We start from the raw sequence: 20,884 nt of genomic DNA, 5'->3' as shown, positions 1-20,884 counted from the left end.
GGCGACTCCTACGAGGGACGGTTGGTGAGGGGGATCTCGATGCTGATCGGCCGCGCGTTGGAGAGGAACAGCAGCGCCGCCTTGCGCAGGAACTCGTCGAACAGCCAATAGGCCTGCGGCGCGAGCGGGAACGGCAGCAGGCCCTCCCGTACGGCGATGAAGGGCCCCCACGCGGTGCGCAGCAGCGGATCCCAGACCGGCTCGCGCGGGATGTCGAGCCACTCGGCGATCCGGTCGCCGAGCATGAAGCGGGTGAACGCGCCGAGGATGGGTTTGCTGAGGATGCCCGCGTCGATCGGGGTGCCCAGCTTCAACAGGATGTCGGCCAGGCGCACGCCCTCGGTGGTCGGCGCCAGTATCGGGTCGAGGACCTGGCCGGCCTGCGCGTTCGCCTCGTCCCAGGACGCCGGGATGTATTCGTCCCGGACGCCGAGCATGTGCGCGGCCACCTGCCACGAGTGCAGGAACGCGGCGGACTCGGCGGCCGGGATGGGCACCCTCCAGTCGACCAGCTTGCGCATGACCGTGGTGGGCAGGCTGTGCCAGGTGACCATGATGTCGCGCTGGCTGATCGGGATGTCCTCCTCGGCCCGGTCGGCCCACTGCGGCGACTGCGGCAGCAGGTGGCGCACCGCGGCGTGCACGAGCCGGGTCTTGACCGAGGTCACGATCATCTCGCCCTCGGGCCGGTACGCGTTCGGCGAGCCGATGTCGTAGCCGAGCTTGGCGGTCTTGGAGATGCGGTCCTTCATGTCCGCGCCGCCTTGGGAGTAGTAGACGGCGCGGGCCTCCTTGGGGATGACGGTGCTCATCATGCCGCTGGCAAGCCCGTACAGGACGCCGAGGTAGAGGCCGCGCTTGGTGTTGAAGTCGACGGCAAGGGCCAGCTTGCGCTCGTCGGCCCAGGACGGCAGTTGCCGGGCGCGCTCCATGAAGTCGCGCAGGTCGGCGGGGAGCCCGGACGGCAGCGGCTGGCCGTTCGTGGTCCAGGTGCGCAGCAGCGCGTTGACCGCCGGCACGTCGCCGCGGTCGATGAGCGAGGCGACCAGCGGGTCGGCCTCTTCGTCCCACACCCACCGCGGATCGGTGCCGACGCCCGCGCCGGCCACGGATCCCGCGGCCGACCAGGTCCAGATCGATTGTGCCCGCGCCGGCTGGGCGACGCTGAGCGCGCCGAGTGCGCCCAGCGCGCCGCCCGCCTGCAACATCCTGCGCCTGCTCAGTGGTTCCACCCTGGCCTCCTCATGGCCGACTGCTGATACGGTGAAACAAATGTTGCTTCCGTGTATCAAGCATGGGAACACAGCATGTCGGCGGCGACAAGACGTTAGGCGCGATTCCCGTAATCTCGGCATCCTGTACGCCGGAAGTCGCGCATTCCTAACATCGCCTACCCAGGAAGTTAGTCCTCGTTTACAGTGCCACAATGGATCTGACCATCCCGGCACTGCTGCACCGCAACGCCACGGCGTTCGGCGACCTTCCGGCGCTGAGCACATTGGGCCGCGACGACACCCGTACGTGGGCGCAGCTGCACCACGAGGTGGCCGTGCTCTCCCGCGGCCTGGCCGAGATCGGCCTGGCGCCCGGCACCCACATGCTGATCATGATGTCCGGCCGGGCGGAGCACTGGCTTGTCGATCTGGCCGCGCTGCACCTGGGCGCCGTGCCCTCCACCGTGTACTCCACGCTCAGCACCGAGCAGCTCAAGTACGTGGCGTTGCACAGCGCCGCACAGGTGGTCGTGCTCGAGGGCCCCGCCGAGCTGGCCCGCTGGGAGCCGATCCTGGCGGAACTGCCGGAGCTGCGCCGGGTCGTCATGGCCGACGAGCTGCCGCGGATCCGGGAGCTCGGCGAGGCCGCGCACCGCAACGACCCGGCGGCGTTCGAGAAGCGCTGGCGGGAGATCCGGCCCGAGCAGCCGGTGACGCTGCTGTACACCTCCGGCACCACCGGGCGAGCCGAAGGGCGTCGTGCTCAGCCACACCAACGTGATCTACCAGGCCCAGGTGCTCGAGGCGACGGTCGCCGTGCCCGACCATCCGTCCTCGGTGGCCTACCTGCCGCTGGCGCACATCGCCGAGCGGATCCTTGGTGTCTACAGCCCGATCTACCGCGCCGGGCACGTGACGATCTGCCCGGACCCCGCCCTGCTGATCCCGGCGCTGCGCGCGGTCGCCCCGGCGGTCTTCTTCGGCGTGCCGCGGGTCTGGGAGAAGATGGCCGCCGGGCTACAGGCCCATCTGGCGGCCGCGGACCCGGCGGTACGCGACGCGTTCGGCGCCGCGAGCGCCCTCGCCCTCGAGGCGTACGAGCTACGCGCCGCCGGCAGGCCGGTGCCCGACGACCTGGCCGCCCGGCTGGGGCAGGCCGACGCCGCCGTGTTGCGGCCCATGCGGGCGGGCCTCGGCCTGCACAACGTGGAGTGGGCCGGCAGCGGCGCCGCGCCGATCCCGGTCGAGGTGCTGCGCTTCCTCGCCGGGGTCGGCCTCGACGTGCTCGAGGTGTGGGGCATGACCGAGACCACCGGCACCGCCACCATCAACACCCCGGAGCACTTCCGCACCGGCACCGTCGGCCGGCCCAACCCCGGCATGGAGGTCCGGCTGGCCGACGACGGCGAGATTCAGGTACGCGGGCCGCTGATCTGCTCCGGCTATCTGCGCGCCGGCGGCGGCGTCGAGCCGGTCACCGGCGAGGACGGCTGGCTGGCCACCGGCGACATCGGCACGCTCGACGACGACGGGTTCCTCAGCATCACCGACCGCAAGAAGGAGCTGATCATCACCGCCGGCGGCAAGAACATCTCCCCGGCGCTGATCGAGAGCCACCTGCGCGCGCACCCGCTGATCGGGCACGCCGTCGCGATCGGGGACCGCCGGCCGTACGTCACCGCGCTGATCGTGCTGGACGAGGAGGTCGCACCGCGGTGGGCGCAGGCGCACGGCATCGCCGGCACCGAGCCGGCGGACCTGGCGGCCGAGCCGCGGCTGCTGGCCGAGATCCAGGCCGCGGTCGACGCCGCCAACGCCCGCCTCTCGCGCCCGGAACAGGTCAAGTCGTTCCGGGTGCTGCCGTCCGGCTGGACGCCGGAGTCGGGCGAGCTCACCCCCACCCTGAAGCTGCGGCGCCGGGTCATCACCGACCGCCACCGGGACGCCATCGAGGCTCTATACGATGAAACAGCCGGTGCATCCAGGTAGCCCGCGGGGAGGACGATCATGGAGCCGCTGCTCTCCGAATCCCTCCTGGAGCGGGCCTTCGCCGAGGCGGTCGAGCAGGCCGGCGACCACGACGACGTGACGATGCGCCTGCTCGACGCGGCGTACGAGCAGTTCTGCCGCATGGGCATCCGGCGCTCGACGATGGAGGACGTCGCCCGCCGCGCCGGGCTCTCGCGGATCACCGCCTACCGCCGCTTCGCCACGAAGGACGCGCTGGTCGAGCAGGTGGTCCGGCGCGAGTTCCGCCGCTACTTCGACCGGTTCCTGATCGACATCCAGGAGGCCGGCACGGTCGCCGACCGGGTGGTGCTCGGCTTCGTCAGCTCGTTGCAGGCGATCCGGCGCAACCCGCTGATCGGCGGCCTGATGAGCGCCGAGCCGGACGTGCTGATCCCGTCGCTGGTCAGCGACGGCGGGCGGACCCTGGCCACCGTGCAGCGCTTCGTCGCCGGTCAGCTGCGCCGGGAGCAGCAGGCCGGCAACATCTCCGCCCGCGTCGACGTCGAGGTGGTCGCCGAGCTGATGACGCGGCTGTCCTGCTCGTTCCTGGTCACGCCCGGCGGTGTCGTCGACATCGACGACACCGGGCAGCTGCGCGCGGTGGCCCGCCGCTACCTGGTGCCGATGCTGGACCCGCCGTCAGAGCCCCGGTGACCGCGGGCCGAAGGCCGGCGCCCGGCCCTGGACACGGGCGGCCAACGCCTCGTGGAAGTCGGTGCCGCCCAGCGCCGCGACCATCCGCGGCCCGGCGTCGGCGGACGCCTCGGCGAGGCCGGTCTCCAGGCCGGACCACACCTGCCGCCGGATCACCGCCATCGCCGAGGGCGAGCAGTTCGTGGCGAGGTCGGTCGCGTACGCCTGCGCCGCGGCGAGAACCTGATCGCGGGGCAGGACCCATTGGACCAGGCCGATCCGCAGCGCCTCGGCCGCATCGATCTTGCGGCTGGACACCAGCAGGTCCAGCGCGTTGCCGACGCCGATGAGCCGGGGCAGCAGCCACGCGCTGCCGTACTCGGCGATCAGGCCGAGCCGGCTGAACGCCGCGGCCAGGCGGGCCTCCTCGGCCAGGAAGCGCACGTCGGCGTAGAGCGCGTGCACCAGGCCGAGGCCGGCCGCGCCGCCGTTGACGGCCGCCACGATGGGCGTGCCCAGCGTGGCCGGCAGGTGCGGGTCGAAGCCGAGCTCGCCGGCCATCCGGTCGCGGTTGCCGCCGTCGAGCAGCGCCGTCAGCGCCTCCGGGTCGGCGCCGGAGCAGAACCAGTCGCCGGAGCCGGTGACCACGATGGCCCGTACCCCCGGATCGGCGTCGGCCGCGGCCAGCGCCGCGTAGTAGTCCCGGAACATTGCCGACGTCATCGCGTTACGGTGCTCGGGCCGGTCGAACCAGATCGTCCGTACGCCGTCAACGGTGGCCTCGCGCAAACTCATCGCCTCACCCCAGTTTCAGATATGTGACATTTGATATGTTAGGCGGCGTGGAACTGAAGATGGCGCAACCTCAGCTGTCCGAGTCGGTCGCGACCCTGCTGCGCGACCGGATCATGTCGGGTCAGCTGCGGCCGGGCGAGCGGATCCGGCTGGAGGAGGTCGCGCAGGAGACCGGGCTGAGCATCACCCCCGTGCGCGAGGCCCTGCTGATGCTGCGCGCGGAGGACATGGTCGAGCTCCAGCCGCGGCGCGGGCACGTGGTCGCCCCGCTGTCCCGGCAGGACATCCTCGACGTGTTCGGCCTCCAGGGCGACATCGCCGGCGAGCTCGCCGCCCGGGTCGCGGCCGGCATCACCCCCGATCAGCTCGCCGAGCTGCGCCGCCAGCACGAGAAGCTGCGGCGGGCCGCGCAGAGCCGGCAGGTCAGCCGGGTCGAGCAGCTCGAGTTCGAGTTCCACCGCACCATCAACCGGCTGGCCGGCGCCCGCAAGCTGTCGTGGATGCTGCGGGCCGCGATGCGCTACACGCCGACCCGCTTCTACGCCGCCGATCCGGAGTGGCGCTCCGCGATGGTCACCGACCATGACGCGCTGCTGGACGCGCTGGAGGCGGGCGATCCGGCAGCGATCCGGCCGATCATGGCCCGGCACTTCACGGACGGCGCCCAGCGCCTGGTCAAGCATCTCGACGGTCTCGGGATCTGGAGCTGAGTGCTCCGTGCCGCCGGTGGAACATGGCGAGCGAGACCCGCAGCGCGGACGCCGAGGGCCGCAGCGTCATCAGGTCGATCGGCGGCCGGAAGCGTTGCCAGGTCACCGATCGGGCCCGGCTGAACTCGCGCAGCCCGTCGGCGCCGTGCACCCGCCCGAAACCGGAGTCGCCGACACCGCCGAACGGCAGTGACGGCACGCCCGCGAAGCCGAGCACCGAGTTGACCGACACCGCGCCGACCCGCATCCGGCCCGCGAGGGCCAGCCCGCGCCGGCGGTGCCGGGTGAACACGGAGCCGGCCAGGCCGTAGCCGCCGGCGTTGGCCCGGCGCACCGCCTCCTCGGCGCCGGCAACCGGGTTGACCACCAGCACCGGGCCGAACGTCTCCTCGGTCACCGCGGCGCAGCCCTCCGGCACGCCGGTCAGCAGCACCGGATCGACGAACGGCGGCCGCACGGAACCGGCGTCGCCGACCACGGCACGGGCGCCGCGGGCCAGCGCGCCGGTGATGTGCGCGCGGATGATGCCGGGCTGGGCGGGCGTGGTCATCGGTCCGTACGGCGCGTCCGGCCCGGCGCCCGGCGTCACCTCGCGCATCAGCGCGGCCAGCGCGGCGACGAACGGCTCGTGGACGGCCTGCTCCACGTAGACGCGCTCGACGCCGGCGCAGGTCTGCCCGGCGTTGCCCAGCCCGCCGAAGACGGCCGCGCGGGCCGCCGCGTCCAGGTCGGCGTCGGCGGTGACGATGAGCGCGTCCTTGCCGCCGGCCTCGATGACGACCGGGGTGAGGCGCTCGGCGCAGGCGGCCATCACCGCGCGGGCCGTCGCCGTCGAGCCGGTGAAGGCGATCTTGTCGACGCCGGACCGGCACAGGGCGGCGCCGGTCTCGCCGTCGCCGGTCACGACCTGGAGGACCGGGCGGTCGGGCAGCAGCTCCGCCCAGCGGTCCGCCAGCCACTCGCCGACGCCGGGTGTCACCTCGCTCGGCTTGAACACCACGGCGTTGCCCGCGGCGAGCGCGTGCGCGATGGAGCCCATCGGCGTGTAGACGGGGTAGTTCCACGGCCCGATCACGCCGACGACGCCGTACGGGACGTACTCCACCGCGGCCGCCTGGTTGAGCGCCAGCAGCCCCGGCGAGACGGATCGCCGGCGCAGCACGCGCCGGGCGTTGCGGGCGGCCCAGTCGAGGTGCTCGACGGCGAGCATCACCTCCAGCAGCGCCCCGGCGGTCGGCTTGCCGGTCTCGGCCCGGATCAGCGCGGCCAGCTCGTCGATGCGGCCCGCGATCGACGACTTGTACGCCAGCAGGTGGCGACGGCGACCGCCGGCCCCCTGCCCGGCCCACCACTCCGCGGCCGCCCGGGCCACCTCCACCGCCTTCAGATCCGGCATCTCCGGCCTCCTGACATTTGATATTCGATAGCCTAACGTGGCTGTCAACGGAGGTGGTGCACAGTGGAACTCACTGAGGAACAGCGGAACTTCACGGCGGCGCTGGAGGACTTCTGCCGGCGTGAGGTCACGACGCGAGGCGAGACACACGACCCGAAGCTGTACCGCAAGATGGCCGAACTGGGCTGGCTCGGGCTGTCCCTGCCGGAGGAGTTCGGCGGCGGCGGCGCGGGCGCGGTCGAGCTGTGCCTGTTCCTCGAGACGACCGCGAAGGCGATGGCCCCGATCGGCGGCTTCGCCACGTCGATCATCGTGGCGGCCGCCTATGAGCGCTTCGGCACGCCGCTGCAGAAACAGGTCGTACTGAAGGGGGTGGCCGGCGGCTCCGTCGAGTCGATCGCCATGTCCGAGCCCGAGGCCGGCTCCGACGTGGCCAACCTGAGCTGCCGTGCCGAGCGCCGCGGCGACGAGTTCGTCGTCAACGGCCAGAAGACCTGGTGCTCCAACGCGCACTTCGCCGACCGGATCCTGCTCGTCGCGCGCACCTCGGGCCGGCCGGGCGAGCACGCCGGCCTGACCATGTTCCAGGTGCCGGCGGGCGCGGCCGGGCTGCGCGTCAGCGGCATCGACACCATGGGCGGGCGCGAGGTCAACGACCTCTGGTTCACCGACTGCGTGCTGAGCGCCGACGCCGTCGTCGGGCAGGTCGGCCAGGGCTGGCGGCAGCTGATGGCCGGCCTCAACGCCGAGCGCCTGATCCTGGCCGCGGTCATGCTCGGCACCGCGCAGCGGGCGTTCGACGACGTCGTCGCGTACGTGAAGGAGCGCCGCCAGTTCGGCCGCCCGATCGGATCGTTCCAGGTGCTCCGGCACCGGCTCGCCGACCTGGCCACCGAGATCGAGTGCGCCCGCCTGCTGGTGTACGACACGGCCGCGAAGGTCGACCGCTCCCCCGCGACCGTGCTGCCGCGGGAGAGCTCGATGGCCAAGCTGAAGGCCACCGAGACCGCCCGCCGGGTGACGCTGGACGCGATGCAGATGATGGGCGGCTACGGATACGCCACCGAGTACGACATGGAGCGCCTGGTCCGCGCGTCGATCGTGTCCACCGTGTACGGCGGAACCAGCGAGATCCAACGCGAGATCATCGCCAAGACGTACGGCCTGGCAGAAGCAGCGACTCCGGCGGGGTGAACCGGTCGCCGTAGCGCGCGGCCAGCTCGCGGGCCCGGGCCACGAACCCGGGCCGCCCGCCCTCGTACTGCTCGACGTAGCGCAGCACGCCGCCGGTCCAGGCCGGGTAGCCGATGCCGAGGATCGAGCCGACGTTGGCGTCCGCCGCCGAGGTCAGCACGCCCTCGTCGAGGCAGCGCACCGACTCGATCGCCTCGATGAACAGCATCCGCTCCTTGAGGTCCTCGAACGGCACGCCGGAGTTGGTGCCGCCGAACGCGTCCCGCAGGCCCGGCCAGAGGCGTGCGCGCCGGCCGTCGCGGTACTCGTAGAAGCCGGCGCCCCCCGAGCGGCCCACCCGGCCGAACTCGTCGATCATCCGGTCGATGACGGCGTCCGCGGCGTGCGGCGTCCAGTCGCCGCCGGCGGCCACCACGGCCGCGGCCGTCTCCTGGCGGATTCTCCGGGGCAGGGTCAGTGTCAGCTCGTCCATCAGGGCCAGCACCGGCGCCGGGTACCCGGCCTGGCTGCTCGCCTGCTCGATGGTGGCGGCCGGGATGCCCTCGGCGAGCATCGCGACGCCCTCGTTGGTGAACGTGCCGATCACCCGGCTGGTGAAGAAGCCCCGGCTGTCGTTGACGACGATCGGGGTCTTGCGCAGCCGGCGGGCGACGCCCAGCGCCCGCCGCAGGGTCGCGTCGCCGGTCCGCTTCCCGCGGATCACCTCGATCAGCGGCATCCGGTCCACCGGCGAGAAGAAGTGCAGGCCCACGAACTCCTCCGGCCTGCTCACCCCCTCGGCAAGCAGGGTGATCGGCAGCGTCGAGGTGTTGGAGGCGATCAGCGCGTCCGGCGCGACCTGCTCGATCTCGGCGTACACCTTCTGCTTGAGGGCCGGGTCCTCGAAGACCGCCTCGATGACCAGGTCGGCGCCCGCGAGGTCGGCGAGCTCGGCGGTCGGCCGGATGCGCGAGAAGGCGGCGGCCGACCGGGAGCGGGCGTACTCCGCGCCGCGACGCGCGCCCTCCAGGGTCACGTCCTTGAGCACCACGTCGAGGCCGGCCCGCGCACACACGTACGCGATGGCGGCGCCCATCATCCCGGCGCCGACCACCGCGACCTTCCGCAGCGGCGGGAGGTCGTCGCCGATGTCCCGCGAGCCGGCCGCCTGCACGTCGAAGAAGAGCGCCCCGATCATGTTCTTCGCGATCCGGCCGGTGGCCAGTCCGGTGAAGTAGCGCCCCTCGATGGTGAACGCCGCGTCCAGGTCGACCTGCGCGCCCTCGACCGCGGCGGCGACGATGTCCCGGGGCGCGGGGTAGGGCGCGCCCTTCAGCTGCTTGCGCAGGACCGCCGCCATCGCCGGGAGCTGGGCGGCCAGCCCTGGTGAGGCGGGTGTCCCGCCGGGAATCCGGTAGCCCTTGCGGTCGTAGCGCTGCGCGGCGTCCGGGTTGGCCGCGATCCACGCCCGGGCGGCGTCCACCATGGCCGGCCCGTCCGCGGCGAGCTCGTCGATCAGGCCGTGTTCGAGTGCGTCCTGCGGGCGGCGGCGCTGGCCGCGTACCAGCCAGTTCACCAGCGCGTCGGACACGCCAAGCAGGCGTACCGTGCGGACCACCCCGCCGCAGCCCGGCAGCAGGCCGAGCGTGACCTCCGGGAAGCCGATCTCGATCGTCGGGTCGTCCACGGCGATGCGGTGGTGGCAGCCGAGCGCGATCTCCAGCCCGCCGCCGAGCGCCGATCCGCCGATCGCGGCGACGACCGGGCGGCCGAGCGTCTCCAGGCGGCGCACCGACCGCTTCAGTGCGCGCGTACCCGTGAAGGTCCGCTCGGCGTCGTCCGGGGTGAGCCGGACCAGCGACTCCAGGTCTCCGCCCGCGAAGAAGGTCTTCTTGGCCGACGTGACGATGACGCCGGTGATGCGGTCGCGCTCGGCCTCCAGCCGGTCGACGGTCTCGGCCAGGCTCCGGGCGAACTCGTCGTTCATGACGTTCGCCGAGCGCCCGGGGTGGTCGAGGGTGAGCAGGACGACGCCGTCCTCACCGGATTCCCATCGGATGGTGCTGACCATTGGTATCCCCCTCAGATTCGTTCGACGACTGTCGCGATGCCCATGCCGCCGCCGACGCAGAGCGTGGCCAGCCCGTACCGGCCGCGGCGCCGCTCCAGCTCGTCGACCAGGGTGCCGAGGATCATCGCACCGGTGGCGCCGAGCGGATGCCCCAGCGCGATGGCGCCGCCGTTGACGTTGACGATGTCCATGCTCAGGCCGAGATCGGCGACGAAGTGCAGCACCGCGGCGGCGAACGCCTCGTTGATCTCCACCAGGTCCAGGTCCTTGACGCCGAGGCCGGCCTTCGCGAGTGCCTTGCGCGCCGCGGGCGCCGGCCCGGTCAGCATGATCGTCGGGTCGGCGCCGCTGAGCGCCGTGGCGACCACGCGCGCCCGCGGCGTCAGGCCGGCCGCCCGGCCCGCGGCGTCGCTGCCGATCAGCACCAGCGCGGCGCCGTCGACGATGCCGGAGGAGTTCCCGGCCGTGTGCACGTGGTCGATGCGCTCGACCCAGTAGTACTTCTGGAGCGCCACCGCGTCGAAGCCGCCCAGGTCGCCGATCGTCGCGAACGAGGCGGGCAGCGCGGCGAGGCCCGCGGCGGTCGATTCCGGCCGCAGGTGCTCGTCGCGGTCGAGGACGGCCAGGCCGCTGCGGTCCCGCACCGGCACCACCGACCGCGCGAAGTATCCGTTGGCCCAGGCCTTGGCGGCCCGCGCCTGGGACTGCAACGCGTACGCGTCCACCGCCTCGCGGTCGTGGCCGCCGAGCGTCGCGATCAGGTCCGCGCTGATGCCCTGCGGCACGAAGCCGGTGTCGTAGCCGGTCTCCGGGTCCATTGCCCAGGCGCCGCCGTCGGAACCCATGGGCACCCGGGACATCGACTCGACGCCGCCGGCCAGCACCAGGTCCTCCCAGCCCGAGCGCACCTTCTGCGCGGCGATGTTCACCGCCTCGAGGCCGGACGCGCAGAAGCGGTTGACCTGGACACCGGCCACCGTGTGTGGCAGCCCGGCGACGAGCGCCGCCGTCTTGGCGATGTCGGCGCCCTGGTCGCCCAGCGGCGACACCACGCCGAGCACGACGTCGTCGATAAGCGCCGGATCCAGGCCCGGCGACCGGCGCAGCGCGGCGCCGATCAGGTCGGAGATGAGCGAAATCGGCTTAACCGCGTGCAGGGCCCCGTTCGGCTTGCCGCGGCCGCGCGGCGTGCGCAGCGCGTCGAAAATGTACGCCTCGGTCGTCAATGGACCACCTTTCGAGTGCGAATCTCGCCTAACTTTCTGGTACGGCGCCGCCGCTTGTCAACCGCGCTACGGTGTAGCGGTGCGAGCAGCGACGACCCCTCCGACGGCCAAGCGTCCGAAAGACCGCAAGGACCGCATCGCCCTGGCCGGAGCGGAACTGTTCTGCGAGCGCGGCTACCACGGCGTCTCGGTCGAGGAGATCGCCGCCGTGGTCGGCATCAGCGGCCCGGCGGTCTACAAGCACTTCCCGAACAAGTACGCGATCCTGGTGCACGCCACCCGCGAGATCACCGACGCGCTGCTCGCCGCGACCGCCGGCCTCGACGACCTCGACGACCTGCTCGCCGCGGTGGGCGGCGTCGCCGTCGGCCGCCGCCGCGTCGCCGGCCTCTACCAGTGGGAGGGCCGCTACCTCAGCGCCGACCACCGGCGCGAGTTCGGCGCCGCGCTGGCCGTCCTGACCGGCCGGCTGGCCGCGCCCCTGCGCGAGCTGCGCCCCGAGCTGACCGGCGGACAGGTCGACCTGCTGGTCAACGCGGCGCTGAGCGCCATCGGCAGCGTCGCCACCCACCGCGCCGCGGCGACCGAGCCCTCGCTGTCCCGCATCGCCCGGGCGCTGCTGCGCTGCGACCCGCCCGCCCTGCCGCGCCCGGCCGGCGACGCCCCGCCGCCGGCCGCGGCCCGCCCGGCGTCACGCCGCGAACTGCTGCTGGTCGAGGCGGTCCGGCTGTTCCACCGCCATGGCTACCACGCCGTCGGCATGGAGGACATCGGCCGGGCCGCGGGCATGCAGGCCTCCAGCGTGTACCGCTACTTCCCCGGCAAGGCCGACCTGCTGGCGGCCGCCTACTACCGGGCGACCGACCGCCTCACCCAGGCGACGACGTCGGCGGTGGCCGGCGCGGCGGACCCGGATGACGCGCTGCACCGGGCGGTGCACGCGTACGTCGGCTTCGCGTTCGACCAGAGCGACCTGGTCGCGGTCTACCTGGCGGAGAACAACAACCTCCCGCGCGAGGACCGCCATCAGCTGCGCGGCGCCCAGCGCCGGCACGTCGAGGAGTGGGTCCAGCTCCTGCGCGCGGCGCGGCCGGGGCTCGCGGTCGCCGAGGCCCGGGTCCTGGCGCACGCCGCCCTCAACGTCATCACCGACGTCGGCCGCCTGGGCCGCTTCGACCGCGCCGCCGGTTTCGACACCCAGACCGCCGGTCTGGCGCTCACCGTCCTGCACGCCTGAGCGCGGACTGGTGGGGCTGCTGCTGGCGGTGAGCATCGGAACGGGCCTCTGGGGGCAGGCGCGGATGGACGCGGCCTCCGCCCGGGTGGCCGAGGCCGCCCGCACCCGCTCGCACGCACAGACCGCGAAGTTCCGCACCGCGGACTTCGCCGGCCGGCAGACCGGGTACGCGTTCGACTTCCTGCGTGAGTCGCTGGAATGGCAGGCGCACCAGACCGCGGAGGAACTCACCCGGGTGGCGGGCCGGCTGCGCGGCGAGGTCGCCCAGCCCGGCCGATGCCGATCGCTCGGCTGCGGCCGCTCACTGACATTCCCGGATATGTGGGGGAATGACCTTCTACGCTGATCGATGGGCGCCCGTTGCCGCCGCCATTGATCCACGGCGTTTAAGTCAGCATCTGTCATGAAAAGATAAACCCTGTTCGCCGTCTCGGGCGGCTTCATCGATCAGCCGCTCTCGAAAGGCTGAATCGATTCCACGGTAGTAGCGTCAGCCTCACGGCCGTATTCGTTACCGCCGATCTCAAAGGCTCCTCCAGACCGTAGCGCCGTCGTCGTCGCGGTCCGCTTTTGCGCGGGCCGGGAAGGAGATCGCCCCATGTACGCCGCTCATGACGAAAGCCGAAACCCCGGTGAGCTGGGCCGTCGCGGATTCCTGCGCTCCGGCGCCCTGGTGGCCGCAGCCGTCGGTGTCGCCGGCACGGTCGCCGCGCCCGCCGGGCCCGCGCTCGCACGCGGCTCCGCACCCGCCGCCGGCCGCCGGGTCCCCGTCGACCGGATCAGCATCCAGCTCTACACCGTGCGCGACGTGCTCTCGGCCGATCCGGCCGGCACGCTCGCCGCACTCGCCGACATCGGCTACACCCGGGTCGAGGCCGCCGGAACGGCCGGCCTCACGCCGGCCGCCTTCCGTGCGCTGCTGGACGCTAACGGGATTCGCGCTACCTCGGGACACTTCGGGATCCCGCAGCCGTTCGACGCCGCCGCCTGGCGGGCGACGCTGGCCGATGCCGGCACGCTGGGCTGCCACTACGTCGTACACCCGTTCTTCGGCGTCGGCGCGACCGGCCCGATCCGGGACGTCGCCGTCTGGCGGGCCTTCGCGCAGGACCTCAACAAAGCCGGCGCGATGGCCCGCGCGGCGGGGTTCGACTTCGGTTACCACAACCACCACTACGAGTTCCTGCCGCTGTCCGACGGCTCCGGCAGGGTGCCGTTCGACGTTCTGACCTCGGTCACCGACCCGCGCCTGGTGCACCTCGAACTCGATCTGTACTGGTCGTGGCGGGGTACCGCCGACCCGGTCGATGTGATCCGGGCGCACCCTGGCCGGGTACGCCAATTCCACTGCAAGGACATGAACATCGACAGCGGGTTCGCCGACCTGGGCACCGGCCTGATCGACTTCCGCCGGATCTTCGCGCAGTCCGATGTGGCCGGGGTCCGGGAGTACATCGTCGAACGGGACAACGCCGGCACCAGCCCTCGGGTGCCTGCGGACGCGCTGGACACCGCGGCCGTCGGGTACCGGTTCCTGCGGAACATCCGGTTCTGAGGGGATGGCCATGTCCAACCCGAGAACACCGAGCAGATTCACCACCGTCGCGGTGCTGACCGCGACCTTCGCCGGGCTCGCCGGCCTGACGTCGCTGCCCGCCGCCGCGCACCCCGGCCACGAGCCGGACCCGCTGCCCACCGACCAGACCGCGTTCCAGAAGGTCACCCTCAACGACCGGCCCGGCGAACCGATGAGCCTCGCCGTGCTGCCTGACCTGCGGGTGCTGCACACCGCCCGCACCGGCCAGGTGCGGATCAACGACCCGCGCACCGGGCTGAACCCCATCGCCGCCGACGTCCCGATCTATCAGCACGACGAGGAGGGCCTTCAGGGCGTCGCGATCGACCCGGACTTCAGGCGCAACAACTGGGTCTATCTGTACTACTCCCCGCCCGGCACCACACCCGTCGACGACCCGGCCACGCCGGACGTGAACGAGGGCGACGCGCCGACCACCGGCACCCAGGCCGACTGGGACCGGTTCAAGGGCGCGCTCCGGCTGTCCCGGTTCAAGCTGCGCGGTAACACGCTCGACCTGGCCAGCGAGCAGCAGATCATCGACGTCCCGGTGGACCGTGGCATCTGCTGCCACGTCGGCGGACAGATCGCCTTCGACAGCAAGGGCAACCTCTACCTGTCGACCGGTGACGACACCAACCCGTTCGAGTCCGACGGCTACGTACCGCTGGACGACCGCGTGGGCCGCAACCCCGCGTTCGACGCGCGCCGCAGCGCCGGCAACACCAACGATCTCCGCGGCAAGTTGCTGCGGATCAAGGTGAAGCCGGGCGGCGGATACACCATCCCGCGCGGCAACCTGTTCGCGCCGGGCACGCCGCGGACCCGGCCGGAGATCTACGCGATGGGGCTGCGCAACCCGTTCCGGTTCGACGTCGACCCGAAGACCGACAAGGTCTACATGGCCGACTACTCGCCCGACGCGGACCACCCGGATCCCGAGCGCGGGCCGGCCGGGCACGGCCGGTGGATGGTCATCGACAAGCCGGCAAACTACGGCTGGCCGTTCTGCGTCACCCCGACCATGCCCTACCGCGACTACGACTTCGCCACGCAGACGGCGGGACCGGCGTTCAACTGCGCCGCATTGGTGAACGACTCCCGGTACAACACCGGCCGCCGGGTGCTGCCGCCGGTGGAGCAGCCGGAGGTCTACTACTCCTACGACGAGTCCGCGCTCTTCCCCGAGTTGGAGACCGGCGGCATCGGCCCGATGGCCGGGCCGGCGTACGACTACTCGTCGCAGAGCCGGTCGCGGACCAAGTGGCCGCGGACCTTCGAGGGCAAACCGCTGTTCTACGAGTGGACTCGCGACTACATCAAGGCGTTCTCCCTGACACACGGCCAGGTGACGTCGATCGAGGACGTCGCGCCGGACGTCGTGACCGACAACCCGATGGATATGGAGTTCGGGCCGGACGGAGCGCTCTACATCCTGGAGTACGGCGACGGGTTCTTCTCCGAGAACCCGGAGGCGCAACTGGCCAGGATCGACTGGACCCGGGGCAACCGGACGCCGGTGCCGGTCGTCGCGGCCGACATCACGGCCGGCCTGGCACCACTGACCGTGCAGTTCAGCAGCGCGGGAACGGCGGACCCCGACGGCGACGCCCTGCGGTACGCGTGGGACTTCGACGCCGACGGCCAGATCGACTCCCGGGCGCAGAACCCGTCCTTCACCTACACCGAGAACGGCGTCTACGAGGCGACGCTGATCGTCACCGACTCCACCGGCCGGCGGGCCTGGGCATCGGTGCAGATCGTCGTCGGCAACACGATCCCGGTGGTGACGCTCACCGCCGAGCCGGCGGGCGGCACGTTCCAATTCGGTGACGTGGTCACCTTCACGGTCACCGTCGAGGACGACGCGCCGGTCGACTGCGCGCGCGTCACCGTCGCCTACATCCTCGGACACGACGAGCACGGGCATCCGCTCACCTCGACGGCGGGCTGCGCGGGCACGATCCAGACGTTCGTGGACACCGGGCACGCCGGCGCGAGCAACCTGCGCGGCGTCTTCGTCGCCAGCTACACCGACGCGCCGGAGGGCGGGCTGCCGCCGCTCAGCGGGTCGGATGAGGTCGTACTGACGCCCGTTCCGTGAGGCGAGCAGGGCGCCGCCCCCACCGGGCGGCGTCCTGCCCAGCAGGCGGACCTTGTTGAGAGGGGATGCCCAATGACAGGTCGCCCTCGATCCGGAATCATCGGCCCGGGCTTCATCGGCGAGGTACACGCGCGGGCGGTACGGGCGGCGGGCGGCGTCCTCGCCGCCGTCGCGGGCCACAGCCCGGAGTCGTCCGCGGCCGCGGCCACTCGGCTGCTTGCGGAGCGGGCGGCCCCGTCGGCGGAGGAACTCGTCGAGTCCGACGACGTCGATGTCGTACACATCTGCACGCCGAACCACCTGCACGCGCCGCTCGCCGAGCGTGCGATGGCCGCGGGCAAGCACGTGATCTGCGAGAAGCCGCTCTCCACCGATCTCGACGGCGCCCGCCGGCTCGCCAAGCTGGCGGCCGCGGCGCCCACCGTCACGGCCGTGCCCTTCGTGTACCGGTTCTACCCCACGGTTCGTGATGCCCGCGGACGCGTGCGGCGCGGCGACCTCGGGTCCCTGCACCTGCTGCACGGGTCGTACCTACAGGACTGGCTCTCGCGTCCCGAGGATCACAACTGGCGGGTCGACGCGTCGCTCGGCGGCGGCTCCCGCGCGTTCGGCGACATCGGGGTGCACTGGTGTGATGTCGTCGAGTTCACCACCGGGCACCGCATCGCACGCCTGGTCGCCCGGATGATGGCCATCCCGCGAGGAAACGATCGACCAGCGCGGGGCACCGAGGACGCGGCGGCAGTGCTGTTCGAGACCGATCGGGGCGCGCTGGGCTCGCTGGTTGTCAGCCAGATCTCACCGGGACGCAAGAACCGGTTGTGGTTCTCCCTCGACGGCGCCGGGGCATCCGCGCAGTTCGACCAGGAACTCCCCGACGCGCTGTGGGTGGGCTCACGGGAGCAGAACGCCCTGGTCCCCCGCGGCGGCGAGTCCTCGACCGGCGACGCCGCCCGGTACAACATCGTCCCGGTCGGCCATCCGCAGGGCTACCTCGACTGCTTCACCGCCTTCGTCGCGGACGTGTACGCCGCCACCGCGGGCGACACGCCGGACGGTCTACCCACATTCGACGACGGCCTGCGGGCCGCGGTCGTCACCGACGCCGTCCTGACCTCCGCCCGCGGCGGCGGCTGGGTGGACGTGCCCTGAAAGGCCGCTAACGGGGACAGCCACTTGTGAAGGAGGCACCATCCCATGACTGCCACCACCGGACAGTCTCCGGGCGCGATGAACATGGTGACGCGCCTGAAGCTGTCCTCGATGATGTTCCTCCAGTTCTTCGTCTGGGGTGCCTGGTTCGTCACCATGGGCACGTTCCTCGACGGCAGCCTGGAGGCCTCCGGAAGCCAGATCAGCCTCGCCTACCTGACCCAGTCCCTCGGCGCCATCGCCGCGCCGTTCTTCATCGGACTCATCGCCGATCAGTTCTTCTCCGCACAGAAGGTCCTCGGCATCCTGCACATCGCCGGTGCCGTGCTGCTGTTCTGGGCGTCCACGCTCTCCACCTTCAGCGCGTTCTTCCCGGTCATCCTCGCCTACATGATCCTTTACATGCCGACGCTGGCCCTGGTGAACTCGGTGTCGTTCCGCCAGATGACGAATCCGGAGAGGCAGTTCCCGGCGGTTCGGGTGCTCGGCACCATCGGATGGATCGTCGCCGGTGTCATCATCGGTTGGCTGGCCTGGGAACAGAACGAAACACTTAGCCTGACGTTCCGGATGGCCGCCATCGCGTCGCTGATCCTCGGCGTGTTCAGCTTCGTACTCCCCGCCACGCCACCGATCCGTAGCGGCGGCAAGTCGACGATCCGCGACATTCTCGGACTCGACGCGCTCGCCCTCCTGAAGAACCGCTCCTACCTGGTGTTCTTCCTCTCCTCCATCGCGATCTGCATCCCACTTGCCTTCTACTACAACTTCACCAACCTCTTCCTCAACGAGGCCGGCGTGCGCTCGGCGGCGGCGGTGCAGTCGCTGGGCCAGGCGTCCGAGGTGCTGTTCCTGCTGCTCATGCCGTTCCTGCTGATCCGCCTCGGCGTGAAGATCACGCTGGCGATCGGCATGGCGGCCTGGGCGTTGCGTTATGTCTTCTTCGCCTTCGGCGATGCCGGAGGCCTGTACTGGATGCTCCTGCTCGGCATCCTCCTGCACGGAATCTGCTACGACTTCTTCTTCGTCGCCGGGCAGATCTACACCGACAAGTTCGCGGGCGAACGGTTCCGCAGCGCGGCACAGGGAATGATCACCCTGGCGACGTACGGCGTCGGCATCCTGATCGGTTCGCTCGCGGCGGGACCCATCGTCGACAACTTCGCCACCGCCGACGGTCACGACTGGACCCAGATCTGGATCATCCCGGCCGTCATCGCGGCCGTCGTGCTGGTGCTGTTCCTGCTCCTGTTCAAGGATCGGGGCACGGTGGGACACCCGACCCTGCTCGACGCATCGAGGACGACGCTGGAGGCACCCGGAACGACGGTCGCGCCGGAGGGTCTGCCGCGCCATCGCAGCCCTTGACCCATGGCGGCCCAGCGGCCCGCCGGTCACCGGCGGGCCGCCCGGCTTTCGGTAGCAGTCGGGTTAGCGGCCTCAGGTTCGACCGGCGGCGGCCGACACGGGTTGGCATGCAGACCCAGTCGGCCGGTGATGGCGCCCTCGTCGAGGTGCTGCGCGCCGGCGGTGGCACCGCCGGGCAGCGCATCGAGCGGGCGCTGCGGATGCTCGTCGAGCAGCTCGGCCTGCAGCTCGCCTACGTCAGCGAGTTCCGCGACGGCACGCGGGTGGTCACGCACAGCGTGCACGTGCCGGGCGCACCGGAACTGCCCGCCGGCACCGCGCATCCGGTCGAGGACACGCTCTGCCACCTGGTCGCGTCCGGGGACCTACCGCCCGTGATCGGCGACGCCGGCACCCACCCGGTGCTGGCCGGGCATCCGCACGCCGCCGCGTACGGCATCGCCGCGTACGCCGGCGTCCCGCTGCGGGTCGGCGGGCAGGTACGCGGCGCGGTGTGCTGCGCGGGTACGGAATCAGCGGACACGCTGAACCCGCGCGACGAGGCAACGCTGCGCGCGGCCGCGGCCTACATCGGCGAGGTCCTCGACGGCGGCGACGACGCACCGGCCGGTCCCGGGCTGCGCCGTCTGGCGCAGGCCGTCGCCGGCGGCCACGACCTGCAGGCGCTGACCCGGCCCCTGCTGCAGCTGCTGCACGAGGTCACCGGCCTGGAGTCGACGTACCTGACGCTGCTCGACCCGGTCTCCGACGGCCTGCTCCTGGCGTACACGCACAACACCGGCGGCCTGCACATCCCCGAGGGCGTGACGGTGGCCTGGCAGGACTCGCTGTGCCGCCGTTCCATCGACGAGGACCGCTACTACGTCGCGGACGTCGCCGCGGTGTGGCCCGACGCGCACGTCGCGCTGGGCCTCGGCATCGCGACCTACGCCAGCGTGCCGGTGCGCGACGCGCACGACGAGATCGTCGGCACGCTGTGCGGCGCCAGCAGCACCGGCATGGTCATCGACGAGCGCGACCTGGCGGTCATGGCCACGTTCGCGCAGCTGCTCGCCGCGCAGCTGGCCCGCGAGACCGCGCACAGCGTCGCCGCCACTCGTGCCACGGTCCTCGAGCAGCGCCTCGGCGCGCTGCGCGACAGCGCCGAGCGCGACCCGCTGACCGGGCTGGCGAACCGGGCCGGCATACACCGCTGGCTGCGGGCCGCGGGCGAGCGGGTCGCCGGCGACGGCGCCCGGCTGGCGGTCGCATTCGTCGACCTGAACAAGTTCAAGGCCGTGAACGACACCTACGGCCACGCCACCGGCGACGAGGTGCTGCGCCGGGTCGCCGCGTCGCTGGCGCGCACGGGCCGCGCCGGCGACCTGCACGGTCGCCTCGGCGGCGACGAGTTCATCGTCGCCACGATCCTGCCGCCCGACGCCGACGTGCGGGGGTGGACCCAGCGGGTACGCCGGGCCGCGGTCGCGCGGTTCGACGCCGTGCACGTGGTCGGCAGCGTCGGCGTCGTCACGTGCGAGCCCGGCACCACGTTCAGCGTCGACGACATCCTGGACCACGCCGACAAGGCGATGTACGCGGTCAAGCACGCCACCGCACCGTAGCCGCGGCCCGCGGCAGTCCTGCCGATACCATCGCCGTAGCAGGCAGGCGATCGGACAACCGGAGGTCAAGTGGCACGGGACGACATCTCGCGCGGTGAAGCGGAGCGGCTTCGCCGGTTGGACGAGGCGGCCCGGGTGACCCGGACATTCGAGGTCATCGCCGACAAGGGCGCGCTGTGGGTCTGGGGCGACGAGGACGAGATCCTGTTCACCGAGGACGCGCGGCGCCGGACCCTGCTGCCGATCTGGCCCCACGCGACCGTGGCCCGGCTGGAGAACGAGGGCGACGTCGACGGTGAGCACGCCATCAGGATCCCGGCGGACGTGTTCCTGAGGGATTGGCTGCCGCAGTTGAGGGAGGACGACGCCGACATCGCGGTCTTCCCGGTCGAGGAGCACAACGCCACGGTCCTCACGCTCGACGAGTTCCGCGCGAGGATGACGGCCGCGCTCCGCATGAACTGAGTGCGGCGCCGGCGCTCCGGGAACCGCGCCGGTTGCCGCGTCGTCGAACACCTGTGATCCCCGTCGCCGCATCGCCTTGTCAGATCAAGGACTCGGCGGCGATACGGGACAGTCCGCAATGGACACGTCGGCGAGACTCCGAGAGTCATG

The 20,884-nt window shown here is 71.8% G+C and carries 17 protein-coding genes and 1 pseudogene; 13 read left to right on the top strand and 5 right to left on the bottom strand.

Annotation, left to right across the window (positions count from 1 at the left end; genetic code table 11):
• Nucleotides 1–8: 8 nt before the first annotated feature.
• On the bottom strand, nucleotides 9–1,232 hold the full coding sequence (locus BJ971_RS10885; RefSeq protein ID WP_184992132.1) for an oxygenase MpaB family protein: 1,224 nt from the start codon (nucleotides 1,230–1,232) through the stop codon (nucleotides 9–11).
• A gap of 194 nt (nucleotides 1,233–1,426) precedes the next feature.
• Between BJ971_RS10885 and BJ971_RS41095 the strand changes: the two are divergent.
• From BJ971_RS41095 to BJ971_RS10875, 3 genes and pseudogenes are all read left to right on the top strand, one after another.
• Nucleotides 1,427–1,900 (top strand): annotated as a pseudogene (locus tag BJ971_RS41095) (AMP-binding protein); the annotation flags it as partial.
• Between the two features lie 73 nt (nucleotides 1,901–1,973).
• On the top strand, nucleotides 1,974–3,203 hold the full coding sequence (locus BJ971_RS10880) for an AMP-dependent synthetase/ligase (RefSeq protein ID WP_239087094.1): 1,230 nt from the start codon (nucleotides 1,974–1,976) through the stop codon (nucleotides 3,201–3,203).
• An 18-nt stretch (nucleotides 3,204–3,221) separates the two neighbouring features.
• Nucleotides 3,222–3,878, top strand: a complete 657-nt coding sequence (locus BJ971_RS10875; protein ID WP_184992131.1) for a TetR/AcrR family transcriptional regulator — start codon at nucleotides 3,222–3,224, stop codon at nucleotides 3,876–3,878.
• On the opposite strand, the gene BJ971_RS10870 is transcribed toward BJ971_RS10875, so the two are convergent.
• Nucleotides 3,864–4,652, bottom strand: coding sequence for an enoyl-CoA hydratase-related protein (locus BJ971_RS10870; RefSeq protein WP_184992129.1), 789 nt, complete (start codon nucleotides 4,650–4,652; stop codon nucleotides 3,864–3,866). The genes BJ971_RS10875 and BJ971_RS10870 overlap by 15 nt on opposite strands.
• Before the next feature lie 47 nt (nucleotides 4,653–4,699).
• Between BJ971_RS10870 and BJ971_RS10865 the strand changes: the two genes are divergently transcribed.
• Entirely contained in the window at nucleotides 4,700–5,362 is a 663-nt protein-coding gene (locus BJ971_RS10865; RefSeq protein ID WP_239087093.1) for a GntR family transcriptional regulator, read from the top strand.
• Here BJ971_RS10865 and BJ971_RS10860 read toward each other — a convergent pair.
• Entirely contained in the window at nucleotides 5,328–6,758 is a 1,431-nt protein-coding gene (locus tag BJ971_RS10860; RefSeq protein ID WP_184992127.1) for an aldehyde dehydrogenase family protein, read from the bottom strand. The genes BJ971_RS10865 and BJ971_RS10860 overlap by 35 nt on opposite strands.
• A 63-nt stretch (nucleotides 6,759–6,821) precedes the next feature.
• Between BJ971_RS10860 and BJ971_RS10855 the strand changes: the two genes are divergently transcribed.
• Entirely contained in the window at nucleotides 6,822–7,952 is a 1,131-nt protein-coding gene (locus tag BJ971_RS10855; protein ID WP_184992125.1) for an acyl-CoA dehydrogenase family protein, read from the top strand.
• On the opposite strand, the gene BJ971_RS10850 is transcribed toward BJ971_RS10855, so the two are convergent.
• The gene (locus BJ971_RS10850; protein WP_221478769.1) at nucleotides 7,903–10,002 is read right to left on the bottom strand and encodes a 3-hydroxyacyl-CoA dehydrogenase NAD-binding domain-containing protein; all 2,100 of its coding nucleotides are present in this window, start codon (nucleotides 10,000–10,002) and stop codon (nucleotides 7,903–7,905) included. The two genes, BJ971_RS10855 and BJ971_RS10850, sit on opposite strands and share 50 nt — an antisense overlap.
• Nucleotides 10,003–10,013: 11 nt before the next feature.
• A complete protein-coding gene (locus BJ971_RS10845) occupies nucleotides 10,014–11,228 on the bottom strand; it encodes an acetyl-CoA C-acetyltransferase (protein ID WP_184992123.1) in 1,215 nt (404 codons plus the stop codon).
• A 79-nt stretch (nucleotides 11,229–11,307) separates the two neighbouring features.
• Between BJ971_RS10845 and BJ971_RS10840 the strand changes: the two genes are divergently transcribed.
• The 8 genes from BJ971_RS10840 to BJ971_RS10805 all read left to right on the top strand — a co-directional run bounded on the left by BJ971_RS10840 (nucleotide 11,308) and on the right by BJ971_RS10805 (nucleotide 20,734).
• Nucleotides 11,308–12,465 carry a TetR/AcrR family transcriptional regulator gene (locus tag BJ971_RS10840; protein WP_275411328.1) on the top strand — a complete coding sequence of 386 codons (1,158 nt, stop codon included), beginning with the start codon at nucleotides 11,308–11,310 and terminating at the stop codon, nucleotides 12,463–12,465.
• 10 nt (nucleotides 12,466–12,475) lie between these two features.
• On the top strand, nucleotides 12,476–12,811 hold the full coding sequence (locus BJ971_RS10835) for a hypothetical protein (RefSeq protein ID WP_184992119.1): 336 nt from the start codon (nucleotides 12,476–12,478) through the stop codon (nucleotides 12,809–12,811).
• Between the two features lie 252 nt (nucleotides 12,812–13,063).
• On the top strand, nucleotides 13,064–14,020 hold the full coding sequence (locus tag BJ971_RS10830; RefSeq protein WP_184992117.1) for a sugar phosphate isomerase/epimerase family protein: 957 nt from the start codon (nucleotides 13,064–13,066) through the stop codon (nucleotides 14,018–14,020).
• A gap of 10 nt (nucleotides 14,021–14,030) precedes the next feature.
• Nucleotides 14,031–16,145: a PQQ-dependent sugar dehydrogenase gene (locus tag BJ971_RS10825; protein ID WP_184992115.1), complete on the top strand. Its 2,115-nt coding sequence runs from the start codon at nucleotides 14,031–14,033 to the stop codon at nucleotides 16,143–16,145.
• 72 nt (nucleotides 16,146–16,217) lie between these two features.
• The gene (locus BJ971_RS10820; RefSeq protein WP_184992113.1) at nucleotides 16,218–17,297 is read left to right on the top strand and encodes a Gfo/Idh/MocA family protein; all 1,080 of its coding nucleotides are present in this window, start codon (nucleotides 16,218–16,220) and stop codon (nucleotides 17,295–17,297) included.
• Nucleotides 17,298–17,342: 45 nt separating this feature from the next.
• Nucleotides 17,343–18,665 carry a nucleoside permease gene (locus BJ971_RS10815; RefSeq protein WP_203709050.1) on the top strand — a complete coding sequence of 441 codons (1,323 nt, stop codon included), beginning with the start codon at nucleotides 17,343–17,345 and terminating at the stop codon, nucleotides 18,663–18,665.
• Nucleotides 18,666–18,772: 107 nt separating this feature from the next.
• Nucleotides 18,773–20,269, top strand: coding sequence for a sensor domain-containing diguanylate cyclase (locus BJ971_RS10810; protein ID WP_184992111.1), 1,497 nt, complete (start codon nucleotides 18,773–18,775; stop codon nucleotides 20,267–20,269).
• A gap of 69 nt (nucleotides 20,270–20,338) precedes the next feature.
• On the top strand, nucleotides 20,339–20,734 hold the full coding sequence (locus BJ971_RS10805) for a DUF2750 domain-containing protein (RefSeq protein WP_184992103.1): 396 nt from the start codon (nucleotides 20,339–20,341) through the stop codon (nucleotides 20,732–20,734).
• The last annotated feature ends 150 nt before the right edge of the window (nucleotides 20,735–20,884 follow it).

The sequence above is a fragment of the Amorphoplanes digitatis genome, from assembly GCF_014205335.1.
Taxonomy (GTDB): domain Bacteria; phylum Actinomycetota; class Actinomycetes; order Mycobacteriales; family Micromonosporaceae; genus Actinoplanes; species Actinoplanes digitatus.
Note: the sequence above shows the minus strand (reverse complement) of the source record. Positions and strands in the feature narration are given on the sequence as shown.